The 6,649-nt window shown below is 72.2% G+C and carries 9 protein-coding genes and 1 riboswitch; of the genes, 6 read left to right on the top strand and 3 right to left on the bottom strand.

Going from position 1 to position 6,649, the window contains the following annotated elements; all coding sequences use genetic code 11:
- The coding region (locus tag AQI88_RS09225; RefSeq protein ID WP_208615741.1) for a cbb3-type cytochrome c oxidase subunit I at window positions 1-429 on the bottom strand (429 nt) is incomplete at its 3' end.
- Window positions 430-535: 106 nt separating this feature from the next.
- Between AQI88_RS09225 and AQI88_RS09220 the strand changes: the two genes are divergently transcribed.
- Both AQI88_RS09220 and AQI88_RS09215 read left to right on the top strand, forming a co-directional pair.
- The gene (locus tag AQI88_RS09220) at window positions 536-1,099 is read left to right on the top strand and encodes an RNA polymerase sigma factor (RefSeq protein ID WP_066994795.1); all 564 of its coding nucleotides are present in this window, start codon (window positions 536-538) and stop codon (window positions 1,097-1,099) included.
- A complete protein-coding gene (locus AQI88_RS09215; protein WP_066994792.1) occupies window positions 1,092-2,096 on the top strand; it encodes a CU044_5270 family protein in 1,005 nt (334 codons plus the stop codon). Before AQI88_RS09220 ends, AQI88_RS09215 begins: the two co-directional genes overlap by 8 nt.
- On the opposite strand, the gene AQI88_RS09210 is transcribed toward AQI88_RS09215, so the two are convergent.
- On the bottom strand, window positions 2,097-2,945 hold the full coding sequence (locus AQI88_RS09210; RefSeq protein WP_066994789.1) for a bifunctional 5,10-methylenetetrahydrofolate dehydrogenase/5,10-methenyltetrahydrofolate cyclohydrolase: 849 nt from the start codon (window positions 2,943-2,945) through the stop codon (window positions 2,097-2,099).
- A gap of 22 nt (window positions 2,946-2,967) precedes the next feature.
- Window positions 2,968-3,048, bottom strand: a riboswitch (ZMP/ZTP riboswitch).
- 105 nt (window positions 3,049-3,153) lie between these two features.
- Here AQI88_RS09210 and AQI88_RS09205 point away from each other — a divergent pair.
- Window positions 3,154-3,540: a hypothetical protein gene (locus tag AQI88_RS09205; protein ID WP_066994787.1), complete on the top strand. Its 387-nt coding sequence runs from the start codon at window positions 3,154-3,156 to the stop codon at window positions 3,538-3,540.
- Between the two features lie 349 nt (window positions 3,541-3,889).
- Here AQI88_RS09205 and AQI88_RS09200 read toward each other — a convergent pair whose 3' ends face one another.
- Complete coding sequence (locus AQI88_RS09200) at window positions 3,890-4,249, bottom strand: nuclear transport factor 2 family protein (RefSeq protein ID WP_066994783.1); 360 nt, start codon at window positions 4,247-4,249, stop codon at window positions 3,890-3,892.
- Between the two features lie 175 nt (window positions 4,250-4,424).
- Between AQI88_RS09200 and AQI88_RS09195 the strand changes: the two genes are divergently transcribed.
- The 3 genes from AQI88_RS09195 to AQI88_RS09185 all read left to right on the top strand — a co-directional run bounded on the left by AQI88_RS09195 (window position 4,425) and on the right by AQI88_RS09185 (window position 6,634).
- Complete coding sequence (locus AQI88_RS09195; RefSeq protein WP_066994780.1) at window positions 4,425-4,730, top strand: hypothetical protein; 306 nt, start codon at window positions 4,425-4,427, stop codon at window positions 4,728-4,730.
- A gap of 186 nt (window positions 4,731-4,916) precedes the next feature.
- Complete coding sequence (locus tag AQI88_RS09190) at window positions 4,917-6,005, top strand: S-(hydroxymethyl)mycothiol dehydrogenase (RefSeq protein WP_066994778.1); 1,089 nt, start codon at window positions 4,917-4,919, stop codon at window positions 6,003-6,005.
- Window positions 6,005-6,634, top strand: a complete 630-nt coding sequence (locus tag AQI88_RS09185; protein ID WP_066994775.1) for an MBL fold metallo-hydrolase — start codon at window positions 6,005-6,007, stop codon at window positions 6,632-6,634. The genes AQI88_RS09190 and AQI88_RS09185 overlap by 1 nt, the downstream gene beginning before the upstream one ends.
- Window positions 6,635-6,649: the final 15 nt, after the last annotated feature.

Below are 6,649 nucleotides of genomic sequence, written 5' to 3'. Positions count from 1 at the left end.
CCGGACCGCGTCCGACAGCGGGGAGTAGGCGAACCAGCCGAAGTCGGCCGCGCCCTGCGGGGTGAGGAAGCCGCCGACCGCGATGGTCGAGCCGAACAGGTAGAGCCAGTAGGCGAACATGTTCAGCCGCGGGAACGCCACGTCGGGCGCGCCGATCTGCAGCGGCATGATCCAGTTCGTGAAGCCGGCGAACAGCGGCGTCGCGAACATCAGCAGCATGATCGTGCCGTGCATCGTGAACGCCTGGTTGAACTGCTCGTTCGACATGATCTGCAGGCCCGGCCGGGCCAGCTCGGCGCGCATCAGCAGCGCCATCACGCCACCGATCAGGAAGAACGCGAACGCGGTGACCAAATAGAGCGTTCCGATGGTCTTGTGATCGGTGGTCGTCAGCCACCGTACGGCCCTGATGTCTCTGATCCTCTTCACGCCCCGCCTGTGTCCGCGCCCGGCCCCTCGGTCACACTCGGACGACGCGACGAGCATCACGCACGAAGGGTGTGACGATCCGGGGGGTGCCGGACACGAACCGAACATGAGCAACGACGAGATCTTCGCCGCTGCCTATCGCGAGCACTACTGGGCGGTCAGCCGTTATGTCGCCCGGCGACTTCAGGGGCGGGCCGACGAGGTGGAGGAAGTGGTGGCGGAGGTGTTCACGGTGGCCTGGCGCCGCCGCGGCGACCTGCAGGCCTCGCCGCTGCCGTGGCTGTACGGCGTGGCACGCAACTGCCTGGCGAACGCGGTACGCGGCTACGGACGCCGGCGCCGACTGGTGGACCGGATGGGCAACGACGAGGCCGCGCACGGTCGGCACATCGTGGACAGCCCCGACGCGGAGGCCCCCGGCGCCTGGGTGCACGACGCGCTGGCCCGGCTGTCCCCTGTGGACCAGGAGGTGCTGCGCCTGACGGTGTGGGAGGAACTGGGTGCCGAGGAGATCGCGGTCGCCCTGGGCTGCGGCAGACGGGCCGCGGTGATGCGCCTGCACCGGGCGCGGCGCCGCCTGCGGGCCGAGATCGACCGGATGCGTCCCGCTGTGGCAGCCCTGCCCGCCTCCGCCGACGCGACCCTGCGCAAGGACCACCGACATGGCTGACGAACTCGAACTCCTGCGCCGCGCCAACCCGGTGCCGGCCGACGGCCCCCACTTCGGCGACGGGCCGCTGGACCACCGTGCCGAGCGGCAGCTCGAACGGCTGCTGCACGAGGAGCGCCCACGACGCCGTGCCCGGTTTCTCCCACCCCTGCACGGTCGTGCCCCACGCGCCCGGATGCTCTGGGGCCTTGCCGCCACCGCCGTCGTCCTGGTGACCGCCCTCACCGTGCTGCTCGGCGGGCCGGGCACCCCGCCGGCCCTCGCCGCGCCGCGCCCGCTGACCGTCCGGGCCCACTCCACGCCCGTACCCCTGACGGAGCTGGCCGCCCTGGCCACGGCGGCCGCGCAGGACGGCTCACCGAGCCTGCGCAGGGGCACGCACGTGCAGTCGTGGAGCCTCAGCATGAGCGACGGCAAGCCGCCCGTGACCCTCCCCGAGGAACGTGTGGTGCGCTGGCGGGCGGACGACAGCCACACCGAGCTGGTCGTGGCGACCGATCCGCGCCGTCCTGGCCGCCCGGTCCTCACCGACGAGGGCGGCGACCCGCGCGTGGTGGCGGACGGCCACGTCCTGAGCCGGACCACGTATCCGCCGAGCTGGAGCGACGCCCCACCCGAGGCACGCCCCCCGCACGATGCCGCCGCCCTGCGCGCCTACCTCGCCGAGACCGTCCGCACCGACTCCCTGCGCACTCCCGAACTCCTCGACGGTGTCAAGGAGTTGCTGGACCACTGGACCCTCGGTGCCCGCGAGTCGGCCGCGCTGGTGCGCCTCCTGGCGGACGCCGAGGGGCTGCGGCCCGTGGGACAGGTGACGGACCGCCTCGGGCGCCCGGGACAGGCGTACGTGTACGGGGGTGAGGGCGGCCGGCGCATGCTGATCCTCGACCCCCGCACCGGCGCCGTCCTCGGCCTGGAGACCACCTTCACCCAGGATGAGCCGGAGTACGGGGTCAAGGCCGGGGACGTCATGGAGTACAGCGCCTGGATGCGCTGATCACACCCCCAGTTGTCGGGCGGCGGCGGTCACCGTCTGCTCCAGCAGCGTGGCGATCGTCATCGGGCCGACGCCGCCCGGCACCGGCGTGATCAGCGAGGCCCGCGCCACGGCCGAGTCGAAGTCGACGTCGCCGATGTTTCCGGGGTTGTAGCCCGCGTCGATGACGACCGCGCCCGGCTTGATGTCCTGTCCCCGGATCAGCCGCGGCCGCCCGACGGCGGCGACGACGATGTCGGCCTCCCGGACCGCGGCGGACAGGTCCTGGGTGCGGGAGTGGCAGTACGTCACGGTCGCGTCCCGGGCGAGAAGCAGCATGCCCACCGGCTTGCCGAGGATCGCGCTACGGCCGACCACCACGGCCCGCTTCCCGGCCGGGTCGACGTCGTACGCGTCGAGCAGCCGGAGGATGCCGCCGGGCGTGCAGGACACGAACCCCGGCAGGCCGAAGCTCATCGTGGCGAAGGAGGCGAAGGTGACGCCGTCGACGTCCTTCTCCGGCGCGATCGCCTCGAACGCGGCCCGCTCGTCGATGTGATCGCCGACCGGGTGCTGGAGGAGGATGCCGTTGACGGCCGGGTCGGCCGACAATTCCCGCAGGGTGCCGACGAGTTCGGCGGTGGTCGTGGCGGCGGGCAGCTCCACGTGACGGGAGACGATACCGGCCTTGCGGCAGCGGTTCTGCTTCATGCGGACGTAGGTGACGGACGCCGGGTCCTCGCCGACCAGTACCGTGGCCAGACAAGGCGCGCTGCCCGTCCGTTCGGTGAGATCGGCGGCCCGCTTCGCGCTCTCCTCGACGATCCGGCGGGCGAGTGCGGTGCCGTCCATGAGCCGGGCCTGTGTCATGTGCGCTCCTGAGCTGGTTGACCTTCATCGCCCAGGCGCGCGGCATCGACCACGGACCGCTCCCCGGTGGTACTCCACCTCAGCGCCAGTCACGGCCCGCGTACAGCCTAACCGAGGGCGCGGTCCCTGCTCAGGCCGCGTCCCGGCGAGGAAGGCGGCCGCCCGGGCACCCAGCCGGTCCGCGCCGAGGGCCCCGGGCCGGCGGACGATGCCCGCCGCCGGCGCCCGGGCCGGCACGCCCGGCAGTTGCTGGGAGAGCGTGCCCGCCGCCCCGGCGCTCCCGGGCCCGCTCGTGGTCGCCCGCATCGCGACCGTGGCCGCCGAGGTGCCGCAGGGCCTCGCGGGCCGGCAGACCGTCGGCGTCGCCCTCCCCGGCGCGCAGTGCTGCTGCGTAGTGTGGGGCGGCGGCCGCCCGGTCGGCGAAGTGGTCGTCGGTGACCAGTCCCCGGTACATCACCGCCCAGCCCCGGCGCCCCTGGCCCGCGGCCTCCTCGTGCAGTTCGCGCGCCCGGTCGAGGAGGGCCGGGAGCGCCTCGGGATCCTTGCCCGCCGGCCGGAGCACAGGATGCCGTCGACGAGGAGCAGCCGGGCGTAGGTGTGCCTGAGCCGGAAGGAGCCCGTGTACCGGTCGCCGTCCGGACCTCCTTCTCGGCCGCGGTGTCCGTCCCGGCGAACCAGTCGCGCTCCAGGGCCACTTCGTGTACGAGTCCGGTCCCGCACTGCTCACCGAGGCCGGGCATGCCGCGTTCGAGGCGTATGCGGCAGCGGAGGACGCGGGCGAGGGCGCGCTGTTCGCAGCGCTGACCGAAGAAGGGCGAGGGACGCCTGCAGACCCGCTGCGCACACGGGTCCCGGCCGCCGGGCGCGGGCCCGGCCCAGCGTCGCCCGGGCCGAGAAGGCCCAGGTCAGCCGGGAGGTGACCTGGACCCTCGCGACCTTCCTTCCTACTCGTCCCATGCCTGGATCAGGATCTGTTCGGCGATCTTGCCGTCGCGCAGCGTGACCATCGACTCCGCGAGCACACGAGTGCCGTCCGCGTACTGGCAGGACTCGCTGTATGCGGCGCGGTCGCCCTGGACGATGCACTGGTCCAGCTTGTGCGTCATGTCGCGGCTGTAGACGTCGTCGAGCATCTCGCGTATCTCGCCCCGGCCGTGCAGGACCTTGGGGTGGCTCGGCTGGGTGTTGCGGTCGATGATGCGGATCTCCGCGTCATCCGTGTAGAGCGACAGAAGGGTGTCTCCGGTGCTTCCTTCTATGCCCCGGCGCAGTGTCTCGGTGTCGAAGGCTGTCGCGGTGCCCATGGTGTGACCTCCTGCGGGCGCCCGCGGCCCGGCGGGGAGCGGACCGAACGGGCCCCACCTTCGAGACTCCTCCGCCCCGGCGGGCACGGCAAGCGCAGCCGGGCCCGCTCCGCCTGACGAGTGAGTGCCGCCCGGCGCCCGTGTCCGATCGGCGTCCGGCACCGTTGCTGAGGGCATGATCTCAACACGACGTATCGTCACCGCCGTCGGCCTGGCCGTCGGGGTCACGGGTCTCGCCGCACCACTGGCGAACGCGGCCGGGGCGCACACACCGCACACCGGGCAGATCAACCCGATGGTCAAGCCGGCCCCGCACACCGTCAGCGACATCCCCGCGCAGGGCAAGTCCCGGGTCCCGCGGGTCGCGTTGCAGTCGCGCGCGCTGGACCAGCTCAACGAGCTGGACCGGCTGAACGGAACGAACCAGCTCACCGGCCACGCCGCACCCGTGACCGGTCTCCTGCCCGCCGTCGAGGCCTGATCCGCCCGCGGAACCCGAGGGCCGTCCCCGCCGGGACGGCCCTCACCGCTGTCTTCCGGCGTTGCGACGGCCGCAGGCGCGCCGTCGGCCGGAAAGATCCACGATCACCGCCGTGCTCCGTGCCGCTACCGATCGGTCGCGCGTAGGGTCGACTCCGAAGGCACATCGAAGAAAAGGGGCCAGGCCATGGCGCAGGAAGTCCGCGGCGTGATCGCACCGGGTAAGGACGAACCCGTACGGGTCGAGACGATCGTGGTTCCGGACCCGGGGCCCGGCGAAGCCGTCGTACGGATCCAGGCCTGCGGTGTCTGTCACACCGATCTGCACTACAAACAGGGTGGAATCTCGGACGAGTTCCCCTTCCTGCTCGGCCACGAGGCCTCCGGCGTCGTGGAGTCGGTCGGCGCGGGCGTCACCGACGTGGCGCCCGGGGACTTCGTGATCCTCAACTGGCGTGCCGTATGCGGCAGTTGCCGGGCATGCCTGCGCGGCCGGCCCTGGTACTGCTTCAACACCCACAATGCGAAGCAGAAGATGACCCTCGCCGCCACCGGCCAGGAACTCTCCCCGGCCCTCGGTATCGGCGCCTTCGCCGAGAAGACGCTGGTCGCGGCCGGGCAGTGCACCAAGGTCGACCCGGCCGTCTCCCCGGCCGTGGCGGGCCTGCTCGGCTGTGGCGTGATGGCCGGCATCGGCGCCGCCATCAACACAGGAGGCGTCGGCCGCGGTGACTCCGTCGCCGTCATCGGCTGCGGCGGTGTCGGCGACGCGGCCATCGCCGGATCGAACCTCGCCGGCGCGGCGAAGGTCATCGCCGTGGACATCGACGACCGCAAGCTGGACACGGCCCGCACGCTCGGCGCCACCCACACCGTCAACTCCAAGGAGGCCGACCCGGTCGAGGCGATCCGCGAGCTGACCGGCGGCTTCGGCGCCGACGTCGTGATCGAGGCGGTCGGCCGCCCCGAGACGTACAAGCAGGCCTTCTACGCCCGCGACCTGGCCGGCACCGTCGTCCTCGTCGGCGTCCCCACGCCCGAGATGAAGCTCGAACTGCCCCTGCTGGACGTCTTCGGCCGTGGCGGGGCCCTCAAGTCCAGCTGGTACGGCGACTGCCTGCCCTCCCGTGACTTCCCCATGCTGATCGACCTGCACCTCCAAGGCCGCCTGCCGCTGGATGCCTTCGTCACCGAGACCATCCAACTGGACGAGGTGGAGAAGGCGTTCGAGCGGATGCACCACGGCGACGTGCTGCGCTCGGTGGTGGTGCTGTGATGACCACGCGCATCGAACGCCTCGTCACCTCCGGACAGTTCACCCTCGACGGCGGCACCTGGGACGTCGAGAACAACGTGTGGATCGTCGGCGACGAACGCGAAGTGATCGTCATCGACGCCGCCCACGACGCCGAGGCCATCGTCGAGGCGGTGGCCGACCGCCGGCTGACCGCCATCGTGTGCACCCACGCCCACAACGACCACATCGACGCCGCCCCCGCCCTCGCGGACCTGACCGGCGCCACGATCTGGCTGCACCCCGACGACCTGCCGCTGTGGAAGCTGACCCACCCGGACCGCGAGCCCGACCGCCATCTGGCCGACGGCCAGGTCCTGGAGACCGCCGGCGCCGACCTGACCGTCCTGCACACCCCGGGCCACGCCCTCGGCGCGGTCTGCCTGCACGACCCCGGCCTCGGCGTCGTCTTCACCGGCGACACCCTCTTCAAGGGCGGCCCCGGCGCCACGGGACGCTCGTACTCCCACTTCCCGACGATCATCGACTCCATCCGCGACCGGCTGCTCACCCTCCCTCCGGAAACCAAGGTCCTCACCGGACACGGCGACGCCACCACCATCGGCGCCGAGGCCCCCCACCTGGAGGAATGGCTCAAACGCGGCCACTGAACCCCGGCCCGCCCC

This window comes from Streptomyces cellostaticus (assembly GCF_001513965.1).
In the GTDB taxonomy this organism is placed as follows: domain Bacteria; phylum Actinomycetota; class Actinomycetes; order Streptomycetales; family Streptomycetaceae; genus Streptomyces; species Streptomyces cellostaticus.
This window is presented reverse-complemented; position numbering and strand designations above follow the sequence as displayed.

Excerpts from the sequence above, each read along its gene's own strand:
- AQI88_RS09200 (WP_066994783.1), bottom strand. The coding sequence starts at position 4,249 with ATGGGCACCGCGACAGCCTTCGACACCGAGACACTGCGCCGGGGCATA.
- AQI88_RS09205 (WP_066994787.1), top strand. The coding sequence starts at position 3,154 with ATGCCCGCCGCCGGCGCCCGGGCCGGCACGCCCGGCAGTTGCTGGGAG.
- AQI88_RS09185 (WP_066994775.1), top strand. The coding sequence starts at position 6,005 with ATGACCACGCGCATCGAACGCCTCGTCACCTCCGGACAGTTCACCCTC.
- AQI88_RS09190 (WP_066994778.1), top strand. The coding sequence starts at position 4,917 with ATGGCGCAGGAAGTCCGCGGCGTGATCGCACCGGGTAAGGACGAACCC.
- AQI88_RS09210 (WP_066994789.1), bottom strand. The coding sequence starts at position 2,945 with ATGACACAGGCCCGGCTCATGGACGGCACCGCACTCGCCCGCCGGATC.
- AQI88_RS09195 (WP_066994780.1), top strand. The coding sequence starts at position 4,425 with ATGATCTCAACACGACGTATCGTCACCGCCGTCGGCCTGGCCGTCGGG.
- AQI88_RS09220 (WP_066994795.1), top strand. The coding sequence starts at position 536 with ATGAGCAACGACGAGATCTTCGCCGCTGCCTATCGCGAGCACTACTGG.
- AQI88_RS09215 (WP_066994792.1), top strand. The coding sequence starts at position 1,092 with ATGGCTGACGAACTCGAACTCCTGCGCCGCGCCAACCCGGTGCCGGCC.